This is a genomic window from Streptomyces sp. NPDC051636, from assembly GCF_044453765.1.
Taxonomy (GTDB): Bacteria; Actinomycetota; Actinomycetes; order Streptomycetales; family Streptomycetaceae; genus Streptomyces.
The window spans coordinates 84,358-101,240 of record NZ_JBITDA010000012.1; the positions used below are offsets into that span (position 1 = coordinate 84,358).

The window sequence follows — 16,883 nt, forward strand, 5'->3', positions numbered from 1 at the left end:
TGGCCAGTAATCTCGGCCAGCATGGAGCAGAGGCATCTGGGCCGTACCGGCCTGCGCGTGTCCCGGATCGGGCTCGGCACCCTCACCTGGGGCCGGGACACCGACGAGCACGACGCCGCGGACATGCTGAAGGCGTTCTGGGAGGCGGGCGGGACCCTCGTCGACACCGCGGACGTGTACGGCGACGGAGAGGCGGAGTATCTGCTCGGGCAGCTGATAGAGGGGCTGGTGCCGCGCCGGGACCTGGTCATCTCCACGAAGGCGGGGAGCGTGCCCGACCCCGACCGCCGCTTCGACGGCTCGCGCGGTCACCTGCTCGCCGCGCTCGACGCCTCGCTGGCCCGCCTCGGCACGGACTACGTCGACCTGTGGCACGTCCACGCCTTCGACCCGGACACCCCGCTGGAGGAGACCCTCCACGCCTTGGACCTGGCCGTCAGCAGCGGGCGTGCCCGCTACGTGGGCGTCTCCAACTTCTGCGGCTGGCAGCTGGCGAAGGCGGCGACCTGGCAGCTCGCGGCGCCTGGGACACGGACCCGGCTGGCGAGCACGCAGATGGAGTACTCCCTGCTCCAGCGCGGCGTCGAGCGCGAGGTGCTGCCCGCCGCGCTCGACCTCGGCGTGGGGCTGCTGCCGTCCTCCCCGCTCGGGCGCGGGGTGCTGACCGGCAAGTACCGGCACTCCACGCCCACGGACTCGCGCGGCGCCTCCGATCACCTGGCGCCGTTCGTCGCGCCGTATCTCGACGACACGGCGACCCGCATCGTGGACGCGGTGACGACGGCGGCGGACGGGCTCGCGGTGAGCCCGCTCCAGGTCGCCCTCGCCTGGGTCCGGGACCGGCCCGGGGTGGCCGCCCCGATCATCGGCGCGCGCAACGCGCAGCAGCTCACGGCGGCATTGTCAGTGGAGGCCCTTAGTCTTCCTGACGAGATCTGCCGGGCGCTCGACGACGTGTCGGCGCCCGTGCACCGCTATCCCGATCACGACTGGAGCACGCTGTGAGCACGGACCCGGAGATCACGGGGGTCTCCGACGGATCGGCAGGAGGGGCGGGGGAATCCGCCGCGCCCACCGGACGAACCGGAGGAGCAGGGGGAAGGGACACCGCGGCCGGGGCAGCCGACGCCCGGGTCTCCGGCGGGTCGGCAGGAAGGGCTGAGGGCTCCGGCGCGGTCCCCGGGGATGCCGGAGCCTCGGCCCCCGCGGCTGACGCGACCGGCGCGGCTGGTGGAACCGGGCCCGGCGGGGCCGTCGAGGGTCCCGCCGGGTCCGGCACGGATGCGGGAGACCTGGATGGACCGGCCGAGCAGGACGCGTCCGGCGCCGATGCCGGAGGGCCTCGTCCACCCGCCGGGCGGGCCGACACGGCCGGCGCCGTGACCGAACCGGGTCAACCCGCCGGGCAGGACGACATGGCCGGCGCCGTGAGCGGGAGCGAGTCGGCCGGGGAGGACGGCGCCCCGAAGATGTCCGAGGCGGAAGCCGAGTTGGCGGCGCAGCGGATCGAGCGGGAGCGGATCGAGCGGCGCAAGGCGGAGAAGGCGGCGCCGATCGCGAGCGGGGCCAAGCTCAGCGGGAAGGCCGCCGATCTGCTGGCGGCCGTGCGGGCGGTGGAGAGCGGCGAGAAGCCCGCGGCCAGGGTGTTCAGCGAACCGGCGGCGGCCCCGCGCAGGCCGGCCGCGGAGCCCGCGCGGCGGCCGCAGGCCGCCCCGGCCGCCGCGTCCACCGCCCCCGCGCCGGAGACCGTCGACGCCGTACGGCGCGTACTGACCGACGGCGGGGCACCCGACGCGCTCGCGCCCCAGGTGGCCGCGGCCCTCGGTGAGGGCGCGGACGCCGCGCTGCGGGCGGACCCCTGGCAACTGCTCCGGGTCGCCGGAGTGCGCCCCGAGCAGGCCGACGGCTTCGCGCGGGCGCTGCTCGGCGCGGAGTGCGGCCCGGACGACGAGCGGCGGGGCCGCGCGGTGACCGGATGGCTGCTGGAACAGGCGGCCCTGGCCGGACACACCGCCCTGGACATGCCGGCGCTCACCGCCGCGCTGGCCCAGCGGAGCGTGCCGGACCCGGACGCGGCCGTGCAGAGCGCCATCGCGGAGGGCGAGGCCCTGGTCTTCCAGGACGCCCTGGAGGAGCCCGGCACCCCGGCCCTGCCGGCGCAGGAGGACGGGGAAGAGAGCGACGAGCAGCGGCCGGTGCGCGTGCTCGTCGGCCTGGAGCGGTACGCGCTCGCCGAGGAGAGCCTCGCCGACGGTCTGGCCCGCCTGGTCAACTCCCTGCCCAAGGAGGCCACCGAGGGCTGGGAGGCGGTCGCCGCGTCCGGCGGCGCGGCCGACCTGCTCCGTGCCGCCGCCGGGCACGGCCTGGTGCTGCACACGGGCGGCGAGGCGGCGCGCGCCGAACCGGCGGTCCTGCTCACCGCGGCCCGGGCGGCCGGTCTGCGGGCCGTCGCGGCCTGCCACACACCGGACGGACGGCAGCGTTTCGCCGCCCTGCTCGACGCCGACGCCGAGGGCGAGGGCGCCGCGTCCGTGGTCACCGTCCACGGCCTGCTGGCCGGCGCCGAGGGGCCCGGCCGGGACGCGGACGGTGCCCTCGACCTGGACCTCCTGATCGTGCTGGACGCCCCGCAGCTCGACGTGGAGAGCGCGGCGATGATCGTGGAGTCGCTGCCCGACGGGGCCCGGCTGGTGCTGAGCGGGGATCCGGCGGTGCTGTGGTCGGCCGGGCCCGGCCGGGTCTTCGCCGACCTGCTCGCCGCCCGCGTGTGCCCGCAGGTCGCCTCGCGCACCCCCGATCCCGGCCCGCTCGGCGAGCTGGTCTCCGGTATCGGCGTCGGCGAGCTGAACCAGGTTCAGGCGCCCGGCAAGGAGGTCGTCATCGTGCCGGTCCGGGACGCGGGCGAGGCCGTGCACCGGACCGTGCAGCTGGTCGCGGACTCCGTGCCGCGGGCCATCGGCGTCCCGCCCGAGCAGACGGTGGTGATCACCCCGGGCCACGGCGGCGCCGCCGGCACGCGCGCGCTGAACGCGGCGCTCAAGGAGCGGCTCAACCCGGGTCCCGGCCGCTTCGGGGGCTTCGACCCCGGGGACCGGATCGCCTACTCCCCCGCCCCGGGCCGTACGCTGCCGGGCCAGGTGGTGAGGGCCGACGCCGACGGGCTGCACCTGTCGTGCGCGGGCGCCCCCGTGGTCGTACCGAGGGAGCGGGTGGAGCAGTCCGTGCGGCAGGGGTGGGCGCTGACCGCGCACCAGGCGGTGGGCGGGCGCTGGCCCGCGGTGGTCGTGGTGCTGCCCGGCGATGCGGCCCAGGCCCTCAGCCGGCCGTGGGTGTACACGGCCTTCGGCCGGGCGAGCCGGCACCTGTCCGTGGTGCACGGCGTGGAGCAGGCGCTGCCCAGAGCCGTCGCCGAGGTCCCGGCCAAGCCGCGGACGACGCGCCTGCCGGTGCTGCTGAGAACGCAGGTCCCGGCGGCCGGCTGATCCGTGCCGGCGGTGCCGGACCGGTCCTGGACCGGTCGTCACCTCCCCGTCGTCCGCCCGGAGGGCGGCGGCGATCGGGGTGCCCCCGCGCGAGCGCATTCGAGCGTGGGAGTGCGTGCCGGGCATCGCGGGGCAGGCGGGAATGCGGCGACAGGGCCCAGGCCCGTGCGGCACCGCCGCCCGGCCGCGTCAGCGATCGGCGTCCAGCGGCTCCAGGTCCTCGTCCTCGTCGAGGCCGAGCTCGTCCTGGAGATCGTCGGCCTCGGCGCTGTCGTCGTCATCGCTCTCGTCGTCGAACACCGCGCTGACGTCGAACCGGCAGAGCACCCGCTGCGGATCGACCCCTTCGAACGGCGCCTCCAGCCACTCGCCGGGCTCGGGCGGTTCCTCCACGGCGGTGACCCACAGCGTGGAGTCGCCCTCCTCCAGGCCGAACTCCTTGTGCCGGGAGGCGATCTCGTCCGGTTCGAACTCTCCGAACAGGATGCCCAGCGCCCCGTGGACGGTGCCGGAGGCGTCTCCGCCGTCCTCGTAGTCCGCCGCCTCGACCCGCTGGGCGTGCGCCCGCAGCCGCTGAGGTTCCGCCACGGCGTAGTCGCGGCGGATCAGCACGCTGACCGCGTTCGGTTCCTCGGGGCCCGCGTACGGCGGCAGTGAGTCCTCCGCGGTGGGGATCTCGAAGGGGGTGACCTCGTCGTAGCGGTCGTAGAGCAGCTCGTCGTACGCCTCGGCGGCCGCCGCCAGCTGGTTGAACGCCTCGTAGACGGCCGGGTCGTCCTCACCCGACCTGCGTTCGACCGCGGCCAGGTGGCGGTCGAGCGCGGTCTTGACGGCCTCGGCGGCGGCGCGTACCTCGGCAGCGGTGGGCTGCGCAGCATCAGACATAGTGCAGACGCTATCCGTACCGGGCCCCAGCCCGCACAATAGATGCGATGCCGGAATACGAATTTGTCGACGTGTACGTACCTCGCGGGGTGTCCCGCAAGGACGCCACACGCCTGCTGACGGACCATGCCGAGTACGGACACTGGGAGTTGGACCGACTGAGCCTGCTGCGCGATGGCAGCCGCAGGGTGCGGTTGCGCCGACGGATCATCCGCCAGGTGCGCGCCACGTGGTGAGGCAGGGCGACTGAACCGGAGCGGGCCCCGCCGATGCGGGGCCCGCTCCGTTTTCCACCGGTGCTCCGGGGTCGCCGCCGGGTCACCGGGTGTGCGTCACGCCGAGGCCCGGCCCTTGCGGTAGAGGACCGCGCCCGCCAGCAGCGCGCCCGCGCCCGCGGGCAGGACGACGCCCAGCGGCACGTCGCTGCCGGTGTGGGCGAGCTGCGCGGCGGCCGGCGGCTGGGCGGCGACACGGCCTCCCAGCTGGTCGACGTGCGAGGCGCCGCCCGGCGTACCGGGGTGGCCGGGGTGACCCGGCGTGCCCGGCTGCTGCGGGCTGCCCGGGTGGCCAGGCGTGCCCGGCTGGCCCGGATGCCCCGGGTTGCCCGGCTGACCCGGCTGGCCCGGCTTCCCGGGCGGGGTCGTACCACCGCCGCCACCCGGAGGCGTCCCGTGCCCGTCGCCGGGAGGCTGGGTCTGGTGGCCGCCGCCGCTGGCGCAGTCGTTGCCCGTGGTGGAGTTGCCTGCGCCGATGACGCTGACGCTGTTGCCGCACACGTTCACCGGTGCGTCGATCGGCACCTGGACGTGGTTGCCCGAGCCGACGCCGGATGAGTCACTGGTATGTCCCCCGGCCTGGGAGCCGCCGGAGCCGGCCTGCCCTCCGGAGCCGCCGTCGCCACTGTCGTTGGCGCAGTTGTTGCCCACCGCGGGGTTGAGGATCCCGACCACGTTCACGGTGTTGCCGCAGACGTTCACCGGCACGTGCACCGGCGCCTGGACGGTGTTGCCGGACAGTACGCCCGGCGAGTGGGAAGCGGAGCCGCTCGCGTTCGCGTCGGCGTGCGCGTAGCCACTGGCGGCGGCGATCACACCGGTCGCGGCCGCCATGGTCATCAGGCCCTTGCGGGTGCCCTGTCGCATTGCTGAATTCCCCCCTGCCTTCAATCCTGGTTTCACGAAAGACCCGTCGGTCCCGGAGCGCAGGGCGCGCACTCCGGGGCCGATGGCATGGACGCCCCTCGGAGAGTCGACGTCAGTTGTTGATGCAGGCGTTGCCGGAGGCAGGGTTCAGCAGCCCGATCACCGAGATCGTGTTGCCACACACGTTCACCGGCACGTGAACGGGCGCCTGGACGACATTGCCGGAAGCGATGCCCGGGGAGTGCTCGGCGGCACCCTGGGCACCGGAGTGGGCGGCGGCCAGACCCGCACTCGCCAGAACCAGACCACCGGTGGCAGCCGCGGCGGCGACGACCTTCTTGATCATTATTCCTCCTTGTTGGCAAAAGCGATCTCGTGTCGCTGATCGCATTACCTGTAACGAGGAGGGAGTAATGAAGCTACGAGCCTATGGTCGCCTTCACCCTTCTCAGTCGATCTCGCACGGGCGCCCGATTACGCCGGCCCATTGCCTCACGACGCGTCGATGAACCGGTCGAGCACCCGCACGCCGAACTTCAGCCCGTCGACCGGCACCCGCTCGTCCACACCGTGGAACATGCCGGCGAAGTCCAGCTCCGGCGGCAGCTTCAGCGGCGCGAAGCCGAAGCCCCGGATGCCGAGGTCGTCGAAGGACTTGGCGTCCGTGCCGCCGGAGAGCATGTACGGGACGGCCTTGGCGGCCGGGTCCTCGGCCAGCAGCGCGGACTGCATGGCTTCCACCAGCGCCCCGTCGAAGCTGGTCTCCAGGGCCTTGTCCGAGTGCACGTCCTCACGCCTCACCTTCGGCCCGAGGATCCGGTCGAGGTCGGCGAGGAACTCCTCCTCGTGCCCCGGCAGGAAGCGCCCGTCGACATGGGCGGTGGCCTCGCCCGGAATGACGTTGACCTTGTAACCGGCGCCCAGCTGCGTGGGGTTGGCCGTGTTGCTCAGGGTCGCGCCGATCAGCTTGGCGATGCCGCCGAGCCGGGCGAGCGTCGACTCCATGTCCTCGGGGTCCAGCTCGGTGCCGAGCGCGTCGCCGAGCTCGTCGAGGAAGGCCCGGGTGGTCTTGGTGACCCGCACCGGGAACCTGTGCCGGCCCAAGCGCGCCACGGCCTCCGACAGTTCGGTGATCGCGTTGTCCCGGTGGATCATCGACCCGTGCCCGGCAGTGCCGGCCACGGTCAGCTTCATCCAGTGCATGCCCTTCTCTGCGGTCTGGATCAGGTACAGCCGCCGCTGCTCGCTGACCGTGAACGAGAACCCGCCCACCTCACTGATCGCCTCGGTGACGCCGTCGAAGAGCTCGCGGTGGTTGTCGACGAGGTACCGCGCCCCGTATGTCCCCCCCGCCTCCTCGTCCGCGAGGAAGGCCAGCACGATGTCCCGGGGAGGCCTGCGCCCGCTGCGCAGCCGGTCGCGCACGACCGCCAGCGTCATCGCGTCCATGTCCTTCATGTCGACGGCGCCGCGCCCCCACACGCACCCGTCGGCGACCTCGCCGGAGAAGGGGCCGTGGGTCCAGTCGGCAGCGTTGGCGGGGACGACGTCCAGGTGACCGTGGATCAGCAGCGCGGGCCGGGACGGGTCCTCGCCCTCGATGCGGGCCACCGTCGACGCCCGCCCCGGGTGCGACTCGAAGATCTTCGGTTCCAGCCCCACCTCGGCGAGCTTCTCGGCGACGTACTCGGCGGCCGTGCGCTCGCCGGGACCCGAGTGGTCGCCGTAGTTGCTGGTGTCGATCTGGATCAGCTCGCGGCAGAGGTCCACGACCTCGTCCTCGCCGGTGACGCCCTTGGCCGTGTCCGTCTCGCTCACGCTGCTTCCTCCCGCTGTCACTGCTGGTGGTCACTGCTGCTGGTCCCCTTCATCCTCCCTCCCGCCGGCTCCGGCCCCAAGACCCGGCCCGGCCCGTCACACGCCGTTCACCCGCGACCGGCGCCGGGGACGGGGTGTGATCGGCCACCTCCGAAAGCCTGGTAATGTTTCCTCCGTCGCCGCGAGGGAAACCCCGCACGACAGACACCTTGTCCGGGTGGCGGAATGGCAGACGCGCTAGCTTGAGGTGCTAGTGCCCTTTATCGGGCGTGGGGGTTCAAGTCCCCCCTCGGACACCAGCCGAGACCCCTGTTGATCAGGGGTCTTTCGCATGTCAGGGCGGCGGTGCCGAACGTCCACGCGGCCGGCCGTGCCCGGACGCCCGGCTGCGGTCGGGGAGTTCGGTGGCGACCCGTCGCCGCGGCCCGCCCTCCGGCCGCGACGCATCGCCGTACAGCGCGTCCCGGCGGCGGAGATCAGGGGCGCGGAGTGCCGTACAGGCCCGTGACTGCACAATGTGACCATGGTCCATCGCACCTCCCGCCGCACCGAGCCGACCGCCTGTCCCTGCGGCCTTCCCGAGACCTACGAGGCCTGCTGCGGCCGCTACCACTCCGGGGCCGCCGCACCGACGGCGGAGGCGCTCATGCGGTCGCGGTACAGCGCGTTCGTGAAGGAGGACACGGGCTATCTGATGCGGACCTGGCATCCGCGGACCCGGCCCGAGCGGCTGGAACTGGATCCGGGGATGCGGTGGACGGGGCTGGAGATCCTCGGGACGGCGGGCGGATCGGCGTTCCACACCACTGGGACCGTCGAGTTCCGGGCCTCCTACCGGGGCGGCACGCTGCGCGAGCGCAGCCGCTTCGAACGGGTCGAGGGCGACTGGGTCTATGTGGACGGGGACTTCGTCGAGTAGCCGGGCAGTGCGCCGGCCGCGGTCACGGGCCCATGTGCAGCAGTCCCGCCCACAGTGTCGGTACCGGCCGGTACTTCTGGCGGAACAGCGTGGCCGCCTCTTCCGCCGCTTCGCCGCCACCGGGCCAGAGGAGCTGATCATGTGCCGGATGCCGTCCGGGCAGAGATGATCTCCCGGGTGGTAAGGGGACCGTCCCGGGGCTGCCGGTGGGACGCCCGGGGGCTACGGCGCCAGGATGTCCAGCTCCTGCAGGGCGCCCACGGTGATCTCCCTGGTCAGCTGCTCCGCGCGGGTCGCGTCGCCCGCGCGGACCGCCTCGGCGACCTGGACGTGGAGGGTGACGGCGGCCGGGTCGGGGTCCTCGAACATGACCTCGTGGTGGGTGCGGCCTGCCAGGACCTCGGCGACGACGTCACCGAGGCGGGCGAACATCTCGTTGCCGGACGCGGTGAGGATCACCCGGTGGAAGGCGATGTCGTGGACCAGGTACTCCTGAAGCCTGTGGCCGCGTGAGTTGGCCACCATGCCGAGGGTGCACCGGGTGAGCTCGGCGCACTGCTCGGCCGTGGCGTGCTTCGCGGCCAGGCCCGCCGCGACCGGTTCGACGGCCGAGCGCAGCACGGTCAGCGAGCGCAGCTGGTGCGGGCGGTCGGCGCCCGCCAGGCGCCAGCGGATGACCTGCGGGTCGTAGACGTTCCACTCGGCCCTCGGGCGGACCGTGACGCCCACTCGGCGGCGGGACTCGACCAGGTGCATGGACTCCAGGACCCGTACCGCCTCGCGCATCACCGAGCGTGACACGTCGAAACGCTGCGCCAGCTCGTCCGTGCGCAGAACGCTGCCCGGCGGGTACTCGCCTGCCGTGATCGCGGGGCCGAGGGTCTCCAGTACACGGCCGTGCAGCCCCCGGCCCGGTGTGCTCATGCACACAGCGTACGCGGTGGATCACGGAGCCAAAAAGTCAGACTTATTTGTCCGCAGACCTTGAACTAGTCGTATCTAATCGGTTTCAGTGTCGTCGGCGTCCGATGACGTCAGATGTCGGCGAAGACAGCGAGGCAGAGATGCGTACCCCCCACGTCGTCGTGGTGATGGGCGTCGCGGGCACGGGCAAGACCACGATCGGGCCGCTGCTCGCCGCCCGGCTGGGCGTCCCGTACGCCGAGGGCGACGACTTCCACCCGCAGGCCAACATCGCCAAGATGGCGGCCGGCACCCCGCTCGGCGACGCGGACAGGTGGCCGTGGCTGGACGCCATCGGCGCCTGGGCGGACGGGCGGGCCGGGCTCGGCGGGGTGGTCAGCTGCTCGGCGCTGAAGCGGTCGTACCGCGACCGGCTCAGGGCCGCGGCTCCCGGGGTCGTGTTCGTGCACCTGGCGGGCGACCGGTCGCTGATCGCGGACCGTATGGCGCACCGCCAGGGCCACTTCATGCCGGCCGCGCTGCTCGACTCCCAGTTCGCCACCCTCGAACCGCTGCGGGCGGACGAGGCGGGCGTCGTCGTCGACGTCTCCGGCAGCCCGGAGGCCATCACCGACCGGGCCGTGACGGCGCTCGCCGCCCTGCCCGACCCGGTCGTCGAGTAATCCCCGCCGCTCCCCCGTCCCCGTAACCGCAAAAGGAACCCCGTGACCAGACTCAGCGTCGAGATGCTGGCAGCGGACACGCCTGCGCCGATCACCTCGGCCGGCCACGCCCAGCTGGGCATCGCCGTCCTGGCGGGCATCACCCTGATCATCCTGCTCATCACCAAGTTCAAGCTCCACGCCTTCCTGGCGCTGACCATCGGGTCACTGGCGCTGGGGGCGTTCGCCGGGGCGCCGCTGGACAAGACCATCACCAGCTTCACCACCGGCCTGGGCACCACGGTCGCCGGCGTGGGCGTGCTGATCGCTCTCGGCGCGATCCTGGGCAAGCTGCTCGCCGACTCCGGCGGCGCGGACGAGATCGTGGACACGATCCTGGCCAAGGCGAGCGGCCGGGCCATGCCGTGGGCGATGGTGCTGATCGCCTCCGTGATCGGTCTGCCGCTGTTCTTCGAGGTCGGCATCGTGCTGCTGATCCCGGTGGTGCTGATGGTCGCCAAGCGCGGCAACTACTCGCTCATGCGGATCGGCATCCCGGCGCTGGCCGGTCTGTCCGTGATGCACGGGCTGGTGCCGCCGCACCCCGGTCCGCTGGTCGCGATCGACGCGGTCAAGGCCAACCTCGGAGTGACGCTGGCGCTGGGCATCCTCGTCGCCATCCCCACGGTGATCATCGCCGGGCCGCTGTTCTCGAAGGCCGCCGCCCGCTGGGTGGACGTACCGGTGCCGGACCGGATGCTCCCGCCGCGCGCCTCCGAGAAGCTGGAGCGGCGCCCCGGTTTCGGCGCGACGCTGGGCACCGTGCTGCTGCCGGTCGTGCTGATGCTGTCCAAGGCGCTGGTCGACCTCATCGTGGACGACCCCGCGAACACCACCCAGCGCGTCTTCGACGTCGTCGGCTCCCCGCTGATCGCCCTGCTCGCGGCCGTCATCGTCGGCATCTTCACGCTCGGCCGGCCGGCCGGGTTCACCAGGGAGCGGATCTCGCAGACCGTCGAGAAGGGCCTGATGCCGATCGCGGGCATCCTGCTCATCGTCGGCGCGGGCGGCGGCTTCAAGCAGACGCTGATCGACTGCGGCGTGGGCCAGATGGTCCTGGACATATCAAAAGGCTGGTCGATCCCGGCGCTGCTGCTGGCCTGGCTGATCGCGGTGGCGATCCGGCTGGCGACCGGTTCGGCGACGGTGGCGACCGTCTCGGCGGCCGGTCTGGTGGCCCCGCTGGCGGCCGGCATGTCGACGACGCACACGGCGTTGCTGGTGCTCGCCATCGGCGCCGGGTCGCTGTTCTTCAGCCATGTCAACGACGCCGGATTCTGGCTGGTGAAGGAGTACTTCGGGCTGAGCGTCGGGCAGACGTTCAAGACCTGGTCGGTCATGGAGACGATCATCTCGGTGGTCGCCGGCGGACAGGTCCTGCTGCTGTCCCTCGTCCTCTAGGAGCAGGCCGTGAGTCGGCCGCGGTGCTCTGCAGCGGAGCGCCGGAGGCCTACGAGACCGTACGGGAGGACATAACCGCGGTCGGCGGCAGCGGCGGGTACGTCGGCGCCGATCCGGGCCCCGTGGCCCACGAGGTGGAGCTGCTCGACCTGTCCGCCACCCGCGTCAACGGACTCGCGCCCTCTTCGCGCTCGCCGGGGCCGAGGGACGCACCCCGGGTGAGCCGGCGCCGTACGCCGCCGGCATCGGTGGCTGCTGGGGAAGATGGCGCCGCGCTGGACCGAGCAGCCGGCCGCGGGCCGTTTCCCCGGCGAACGCTCCACCGTCGCCTCGGCGGCGACGACGCTCACCCACCTCGTCGGCACGGCCGCGGCGCACGGCCTGGACCTGGCCGCGCCGGCGTCGGCCGAGCGGGCCGCGACCGGGTGGTGGCCGCCGGCGACGGACCGACGCGGCCGGCCACGGTGCAGCACGCACGAGGAGGCTCGGACACTTCCTAAGGCCGCCACAGGGAATGCTCGCGCTCCGCCCACTCCCGGCTCACCGTCCCGGTGCGCAGGCCCCGGCGGGCCTCGGGGTCCGCCAGTGCCATGCCGATGTGGCCGGCGAGGACGACGCCGATGGTCAGGGCCAGCCAGTCGTGCACGAAGGTCGCGCTGGTGCGCCACATCAGCGGGGTGAGGTGGGTGAACCACATCATCAGTCCCGTGCCGAGCATCACCAGCGTCGCTCCGGCGATCCAGGCGGCGTAGACCTTCTGCCCGGCGTTGAACTTGCCTGCGGGGCGGGAGTCGGGCCGCCGGTCGCGGCGCAGGGCCGCGCGCAGCCAGAGCCGGTCGTGCGGGCCGAAGCGGTTGAGGAAGCCGAGGTCGGCGCGGAAGGCGCGGGAGGCGAGGCCGAGCAGGACCGGTGCGGGCAGGGCGAGGCCGGCGTACTCGTGGATGCGGACGACCAGTTCGCGGCGGCCGACGAGGACGGCGAACTGGGGGATGTAGAGGCAGGCAGCGGTGACGACGCACACGCCCATCAGCGCGGCCGTCGTCCGGTGCACCCACCGCTCGGCCCGGCTGAAGCGGCGGATCCGGGCGCTCGGCGGGGCCGGGGTCTCAGCTCGTAGGCTCATCGGTCCGTCCGTTCGAACGGCCGACCCAGGCGTCGACGTCGTAGCCCAGATTCTCCCAGTAGCCCGGCCGGACGTGGTCGGTGACGGTGATGCCGGAGAGCCACTTGGCGGACTTGTAGAAGTACATGGGTGCCACGTACAGGCGTACCGGGCCGCCGTGGTCGTGGCCGATGTCCTTGTCCTGCATGCGCAGGGCGACCAGGATGTCGGGGCGGCGGGCCTGGTCCAGGGTGAGGCTCTCGGTGTACGTGCCGTCGAAGCAGGTGAAGCGGATCGCCTTCGCGCTGTCGCGCACGCCCGCCGCGTCCAGCAGGTGCGCGAGGCGGACGCCCTCGAAGGGGGTGCCCGGGACCCGCCATCCGGTGACGCACTGCACGTCCTTGACCAGCCGGGTCTGCGGCAGGGCCCGCAGGTCGGCCAGGGTGTAGGTACGGGGCCGGTCGACGAGGCCGTCGACCCTGAGCCGGTAGTCCGCGAGGCCCTTGTGCGGGACGGAGGCGGCCACGGAGTAGTAGCGGAAGCCGCCGCCGTTCGGCAGCAGGCCGGTCAGGCCCGTCGGGTCCTTGTCGGACACGCTGCCGAGGAAGGACTCCAGGCCGTGCTGGAGGGCCGGTGCGGCGACCACGCCGAGGGCGCCGAGGCCGAGGGTGCCGAGGAAGACGCGGCGGCCGACCGGGCGGCCCTCCGCCTCGGATGGTTCGGGGTTCACCTTTTCATTCGAGCACTCCTGCGCCTCGGGGGGCCAGGGATCACGGATTCCCGTCAGGATTCCGTAACCACTTCTCGCGTACGTCTCATGGACGGGTTGGCAAGGAGTTCCCCCGCGAGGGTCAGAAGCCGAGTATCCGGGCGCGGGCCGTGCGGAAGGCGGTGCAGGGGTCGCGGTCCGGGTACGACCAGGGCGCCCGGGTGGCGTGCCGGCCGATCCGCTGGAACAGGGCGGCGGCCTCGGCGGTCCTGCCCTGGCAGGCCATGGCGTGGACCAGGAAGTTCAGGTCGACGTGGCGGCGCGGGTGGTCGTCGTGCTCCCACTCCAGCCACCAGTCGAAGGCGGCGCGCGTCGCCTGCCGGGCCCGGCTCCCCGTCCAGTGGCCGTCGGGCTCCGGGCCCGCGGCGGCCAGTACGCGGTAGCGCTCGGCGCGTGCGACGACGGGCAGGAGGGCGAGCGGGGAGTCGGCGGGGGCCCGGGCGGCGGTCCGGTCGGCGAAGTCGTACACCTCGTGCAGCGGGTCCGGGCCGTGTTCGGAGTGCCGCTCGGCGAGCCGGGCGGCCATCAGGTGGTGGGCGTGGTGGTGCTCGGGGTGGCGGTCGCGCACCTCGTCGAAGACGCCGGTCACCGTGTCGTCGGTGCCGAAGGTGCGCTCCAGTAAGAGCAGACCGAGCCACGGGGTGGGGTCGGCGGGCGCCGACATGGCCGCACCGCGGCAGGCCTCGCGGGCCGCGCCGGGCGATTCCTTGCCCCGCAGGGCGCGCCGGACCAGGGCCAGGGCGAGGAGCGCGGCGGCATCGGCGGACCGGGGTTCGGCGAGCAGCCAGTCACGGGCCCAGGCGGCGGCGTAGGGGTCCCGGGCGAGGACGGTGACCCGGTGACCACGCCGGTCCCAGTCGTCCCCGGTGCGCCCCAGCAGCACACGGACGGCCTGCCGACGGCCCTGGACCAGGGCGGCGCGGGCCGTGACGAGTTCGGTGTCGTCGAAGGCGGGGTCGAAGGCGGGGGGTGAGGTGAGGCCGGTGTCCATCGCGCTGCCCGCACTGCCCGGCGCGGGCACGGGCCCGGTCTCCGGCACACTGCCGTGCGTTGCCCCCCGCACACTGCCGGGCGCGACGACTGCCGTGTCGAGGACGGCGGTGTCGGTGGTGGCCCGGGGTGTGCGTGGGCGGCCTGGGGGTGGTGGGGGTGGGGACAGCGCGGGCCTTCCTCGGGGGGCGGGGCTCGTGGTCGGCGTCCGGCGGACTCGCGGGGCGGCACCGACCGATCACTCACAGCAAACCCGCAGCCAACAGTTTCCGTCAAGCGGAGGCGAGGTGTTACTCGCTTCAACCTCCTTTTTCTGTGCGGCAGTTGTGATCCACGGGGCTCTCCGTGGGCACCCCGCCCCGGGTCATCGCTGTGGCGTACGCCATGGCGTCCCCGACCCGGTCGACGGACCATGGCACTACGGTCCCGCCGTCGCCCGCACGTCCCCGGGCATCGTGACCGAGTCAACTGCCCGGTTCCGGGACTCCCAGGGGCAATGCCGGCCCTGGAGCGCTACAGTCGGCCACTACGCACTCCGTGGCCCGACCGGATGATCGAGGTACGCAGCGTGTCGGTTCTGGTTCTCATTCTCGCCGTGAGCGCGGCCTGCTGCCTGGGCTTCGGGTTCGTGCTTCAGCAGGACGCCGCCCAGAAGGCACCGCTCAGCGACTTCCTGTCGTTCCGTCTGCTGCTCGACCTGATGAGAGTGCCGACCTGGCTGGGCGGCATAGGGCTGATGGTGGCCGGCATGGTCCTGGGCGCGATCGCCCTGGGCCGGGGCGAGATCTCCCTGGTGGAACCGCTGCTCGCCACCAACCTCCTGTTCGCCCTCGCCCTCTCCCGGCACCGCACCAGACAGGTGCTGGGCCATCAGGGCTGGGCGGGGCTCGCGCTGCTCGCGGGGGGCGTGACCGCGTTCATCGTGGCCGGTCAGCCGCGCGGCGGGAACGCCGTCGCCGATCCGTTCCGGCACTGGCTGATCATCGGCGTCATGGTCGGCGTCGCCCTGGTGCTGACCACGTACGCCAAGCGCTCACGGCTGAGCTGGGGTCCGGTGCTGCTCGCGTGCGCGGCCGGCCTGCTGTACGGCGTACAGGACGCGCTGACCCGGGTGAGCGGGGAGCGCTTCGCCGAGGGCGGGCTCACCGAGCTGTTCACCGGATGGCATCCGTACGGGGTGCTCGTGCTCGGCGTCACCGGGCTGATCCTGGTGCAGAGCGCCTTCGAGACCGCCCCGCTGCGCATGTCGCTGCCCGCGCTCACCGCCGCCCAGCCGCTGGCCGGGATCCTCTGCGGGGTGGGCTTCCTCGGCGACCGGCTGCACACCGACACCGGGGCGCTGGCCTGGGAGGCGGCGGGGCTCGCGGCGATCGTGACGGGGATCATGCTGCTGGGGCTGCATCCGGCGATGCCGCGCGGCACGGCGGAGAGGGAGCCGGCCCGGGATCTCCAGCCGCGCTGACCCGACGCCCCCTCGCGCGGGAGCCCTGCTTTCATGGGGGCCATGAGCGCTGACGAGATCCTCGACATCGTCGACGACAACGACCGGGTCATCGGGCAGTCCCCGCGCGGGGAGGCCTACGCGCGCGGGCTGCGTCACCGCTGCGTGTTCGTCCAGGCCCGGGACTCCGCCGGCCGCGTCTTCGTCCACCGGCGTACGCCGACCAAGCTGGTGTTCCCCTCCCTCTACGACATGTTCGTCGGCGGTGTGGTCGGGGCTGGGGAGTCCTACGACGACGCGGCACTGCGGGAGGCGGAGGAGGAGCTGGGGGTGAGCGGGCTGCCCCGTCCGTCGTACCTCTTCAAGTTCCTCTACGACGACGGGGCCGGGCAGAGCTGGTGGTCGGCGGTGTACGAGGTCCACTGCGAGCTGCCGGTGCGGCCGCAGGCCGAGGAAGTGGCCTGGTACGACTTCCTGCCCGAGGGCGAGGTGGAGCGGCGGCTCGGCGAGTGGGACTGGGTTCCGGACGGGCTGGCCGCGTACGGGCGGCTGCGGGCGTTCCGGTCGGCCCGGTGACACCCCGGTAGGGTCGTCCGCGTGATCGAGTTCGTGCGGAACGTCCGGCTGTGGTTCGCGCCGGAGCAGGTGCGGGACGAGGGCAGTACTCCCGACTACCGGTTCTCGCTGGCGAACGAGCGCACGTTCCTGGCCTGGCTGCGCACCGCCCTCGCGCTGATCGGCGGCGGTTTCGCGGTGGACCAGTTCCTGCCCGGCCTGCGCTGGGGCTGGCGCGTCGGGCTGGCGCTGGCGCTGCTCGGGGCGGGCGTGCTGTGCTCGCTGCGGGCGGTGAACCACTGGGTGCGCTGCGAGCGGGCCATGCGCCGGGGCGAGGACCTGCCGGTGTCCAGGTTCCCGGTGCTGCTGAGTCTGGTCGTCGCGGTGGTGGCCGTCGCCATGGTCGTGGTCGTCCTGGTCGGGTGGGCGGGGTGACGGCCGGGCGGGACCCGGGGCTGCAGCCGGAGCGGACCCGGCTCGCCTGGCGGCGGACGACGCTGTCGTACGCCGTCGCCTCCGTGCTCGCGCTGAGGACCGCGCTGCACGGCGGGGCGTCGGCCACCGGTATCGCGGCCTGCGCCCTGTGCGGCGCGCTCTGGCTGGGCTTTCTGCTGGTCGCGCACGGCCGTATCCGGGCCCTGGCGGCCCCGGCCGCCCGGCCCGCGGCGCTCGCGCCCCGGCACGCCCTGGCGGCGGTGCTCTGCACGGTGGCGACGGCGGTGTGCGCCGCCGCGCTCGTCGTGTAGGGCCGCTA

Annotated in this window: 18 protein-coding genes, 1 tRNA gene and 1 pseudogene; 12 read left to right on the forward strand and 8 right to left on the reverse strand. The window is 73.3% G+C overall.

Annotated elements, in window-relative coordinates; translation table 11 throughout:
• The first annotated feature begins 21 nt into the window (after positions 1-21).
• Together ACIBBH_RS21890 and ACIBBH_RS21895 are read left to right on the forward strand one after the other, a co-directional pair.
• On the forward strand, positions 22-1,005 hold the full coding sequence (locus ACIBBH_RS21890) for an aldo/keto reductase (RefSeq protein ID WP_399406996.1): 984 nt from the start codon (positions 22-24) through the stop codon (positions 1,003-1,005).
• Positions 1,002-3,482, forward strand: coding sequence for a helix-hairpin-helix domain-containing protein (locus ACIBBH_RS21895; RefSeq protein WP_399406998.1), 2,481 nt, complete (start codon positions 1,002-1,004; stop codon positions 3,480-3,482). Before ACIBBH_RS21890 ends, ACIBBH_RS21895 begins: the two co-directional genes overlap by 4 nt.
• A 189-nt stretch (positions 3,483-3,671) precedes the next feature.
• On the opposite strand, the gene ACIBBH_RS21900 is transcribed toward ACIBBH_RS21895, so the two are convergent.
• The gene (locus tag ACIBBH_RS21900) at positions 3,672-4,367 is read right to left on the reverse strand and encodes a hypothetical protein (RefSeq protein ID WP_399407000.1); all 696 of its coding nucleotides are present in this window, start codon (positions 4,365-4,367) and stop codon (positions 3,672-3,674) included.
• A gap of 47 nt (positions 4,368-4,414) precedes the next feature.
• Between ACIBBH_RS21900 and ACIBBH_RS21905 the strand changes: the two genes are divergently transcribed.
• Positions 4,415-4,603: a DUF5703 family protein gene (locus tag ACIBBH_RS21905; RefSeq protein ID WP_005485166.1), complete on the forward strand. Its 189-nt coding sequence runs from the start codon at positions 4,415-4,417 to the stop codon at positions 4,601-4,603.
• 96 nt (positions 4,604-4,699) lie between these two features.
• Here ACIBBH_RS21905 and ACIBBH_RS21910 read toward each other — a convergent pair whose 3' ends face one another.
• The 3 genes from ACIBBH_RS21910 to ACIBBH_RS21920 form a co-directional block, all read right to left on the reverse strand.
• On the reverse strand, positions 4,700-5,509 hold the full coding sequence (locus ACIBBH_RS21910) for a chaplin family protein (RefSeq protein ID WP_399407002.1): 810 nt from the start codon (positions 5,507-5,509) through the stop codon (positions 4,700-4,702).
• Between the two features lie 112 nt (positions 5,510-5,621).
• Positions 5,622-5,855, reverse strand: coding sequence for a chaplin ChpH (gene chpH, locus ACIBBH_RS21915; RefSeq protein WP_399407004.1), 234 nt, complete (start codon positions 5,853-5,855; stop codon positions 5,622-5,624).
• A 146-nt stretch (positions 5,856-6,001) separates the two neighbouring features.
• A complete protein-coding gene (locus ACIBBH_RS21920) occupies positions 6,002-7,327 on the reverse strand; it encodes a M20/M25/M40 family metallo-hydrolase (protein WP_399407006.1) in 1,326 nt (441 codons plus the stop codon).
• A gap of 211 nt (positions 7,328-7,538) precedes the next feature.
• Between ACIBBH_RS21920 and ACIBBH_RS21925 the strand changes: the two genes are divergently transcribed.
• Positions 7,539-7,626, forward strand: a tRNA-Leu gene (locus tag ACIBBH_RS21925).
• A gap of 224 nt (positions 7,627-7,850) precedes the next feature.
• Positions 7,851-8,246, forward strand: coding sequence for a YchJ family protein (locus tag ACIBBH_RS21930; protein WP_399407008.1), 396 nt, complete (start codon positions 7,851-7,853; stop codon positions 8,244-8,246).
• 222 nt (positions 8,247-8,468) lie between these two features.
• Here the strand turns inward: ACIBBH_RS21930 and ACIBBH_RS21935 are convergent, their stop codons facing one another.
• On the reverse strand, positions 8,469-9,170 hold the full coding sequence (locus tag ACIBBH_RS21935) for a FadR/GntR family transcriptional regulator (protein WP_399407010.1): 702 nt from the start codon (positions 9,168-9,170) through the stop codon (positions 8,469-8,471).
• 140 nt (positions 9,171-9,310) lie between these two features.
• On the opposite strand from ACIBBH_RS21935, the gene ACIBBH_RS21940 reads away from it, so the two are divergent.
• The 3 genes and pseudogenes from ACIBBH_RS21940 to ACIBBH_RS21950 form a co-directional block, all read left to right on the forward strand.
• Entirely contained in the window at positions 9,311-9,832 is a 522-nt protein-coding gene (locus ACIBBH_RS21940; protein ID WP_399407012.1) for a gluconokinase, read from the forward strand.
• A 42-nt stretch (positions 9,833-9,874) separates the two neighbouring features.
• Positions 9,875-11,272 carry a GntP family permease gene (locus ACIBBH_RS21945; RefSeq protein WP_399407014.1) on the forward strand — a complete coding sequence of 466 codons (1,398 nt, stop codon included), beginning with the start codon at positions 9,875-9,877 and terminating at the stop codon, positions 11,270-11,272.
• 264 nt (positions 11,273-11,536) lie between these two features.
• A pseudogene (locus ACIBBH_RS21950) lies at positions 11,537-11,677 on the forward strand (hypothetical protein); the annotation flags it as partial.
• A 91-nt stretch (positions 11,678-11,768) separates the two neighbouring features.
• Here ACIBBH_RS21950 and ACIBBH_RS21955 read toward each other — a convergent pair.
• From ACIBBH_RS21955 to ACIBBH_RS21965, 3 genes are all read right to left on the reverse strand, one after another.
• Positions 11,769-12,395 (reverse strand): cytochrome b/b6 domain-containing protein, encoded by a 627-nt coding sequence (locus ACIBBH_RS21955; RefSeq protein WP_399407016.1) that lies wholly within the window; start codon positions 12,393-12,395, stop codon positions 11,769-11,771.
• A complete protein-coding gene (locus ACIBBH_RS21960) occupies positions 12,379-13,104 on the reverse strand; it encodes a molybdopterin-dependent oxidoreductase (RefSeq protein ID WP_399407018.1) in 726 nt (241 codons plus the stop codon). Before ACIBBH_RS21960 ends, ACIBBH_RS21955 begins: the two co-directional genes overlap by 17 nt.
• A 121-nt stretch (positions 13,105-13,225) precedes the next feature.
• Complete coding sequence (locus ACIBBH_RS21965) at positions 13,226-14,134, reverse strand: hypothetical protein (protein WP_399407252.1); 909 nt, start codon at positions 14,132-14,134, stop codon at positions 13,226-13,228.
• Between the two features lie 549 nt (positions 14,135-14,683).
• On the opposite strand from ACIBBH_RS21965, the gene ACIBBH_RS21970 reads away from it, so the two are divergent.
• The 4 genes from ACIBBH_RS21970 to ACIBBH_RS21985 are packed head-to-tail and all read left to right on the forward strand — an operon-like array spanning position 14,684 to position 16,875.
• Complete coding sequence (locus ACIBBH_RS21970; RefSeq protein ID WP_399407020.1) at positions 14,684-15,595, forward strand: DMT family transporter; 912 nt, start codon at positions 14,684-14,686, stop codon at positions 15,593-15,595.
• 42 nt (positions 15,596-15,637) lie between these two features.
• Positions 15,638-16,150 (forward strand): NUDIX hydrolase, encoded by a 513-nt coding sequence (locus ACIBBH_RS21975; RefSeq protein ID WP_399407022.1) that lies wholly within the window; start codon positions 15,638-15,640, stop codon positions 16,148-16,150.
• Between the two features lie 21 nt (positions 16,151-16,171).
• Positions 16,172-16,564 carry a YidH family protein gene (locus ACIBBH_RS21980; RefSeq protein ID WP_399407024.1) on the forward strand — a complete coding sequence of 131 codons (393 nt, stop codon included), beginning with the start codon at positions 16,172-16,174 and terminating at the stop codon, positions 16,562-16,564.
• On the forward strand, positions 16,552-16,875 hold the full coding sequence (locus tag ACIBBH_RS21985; RefSeq protein ID WP_399407026.1) for a DUF202 domain-containing protein: 324 nt from the start codon (positions 16,552-16,554) through the stop codon (positions 16,873-16,875). The genes ACIBBH_RS21980 and ACIBBH_RS21985 overlap by 13 nt, the downstream gene beginning before the upstream one ends.
• Positions 16,876-16,883: the final 8 nt, after the last annotated feature.